Raw genomic sequence first — 362 nt, 5'->3', positions numbered from 1 at the left:
AGGTCACACCCGTTCCCATACCGAACACGGAAGTTAAGCTCTTCAGCGCCGATGGTAGTTGGGGGTTTCCCCCTGTGAGAGTAGGACGTTGCTAGGCACGCGAAGCCATTCCCTTTGGGGAGTGGCTTTTTTGTACTTTATTATAGTAATTGATTGAATGTAGGATAGAAGAAATCATTGGTGTTGATTTATTGGTTCTATAATTAATGTTGGGGTTCTCAAAAAATGAAAAAAATGCACGTGATCACCAATTTCTTTTATACTTGAATTGTCGAGAAACAAGTCAAAGAGAAAGGTGATACGTGCATATGAATTTTATCATGAATATTCCAGGATTAAAAGATGTACTCATTGAAAAGATA

1 rRNA gene is annotated in these 362 nt (G+C 38.4%); it reads left to right on the top strand.

The window, feature by feature from the left end:
- Positions 1-97: ribosomal RNA gene (gene rrf, locus CSV68_RS17005) — 5S ribosomal RNA — on the top strand; the annotation flags it as partial.
- Positions 98-362: the final 265 nt, after the last annotated feature.

The sequence above is a fragment of the Sporosarcina sp. P29 genome, assembly GCF_002743265.1.
GTDB lineage: Bacteria > Bacillota > Bacilli > Bacillales_A > Planococcaceae > Sporosarcina.
This window is presented reverse-complemented; position numbering and strand designations above follow the sequence as displayed.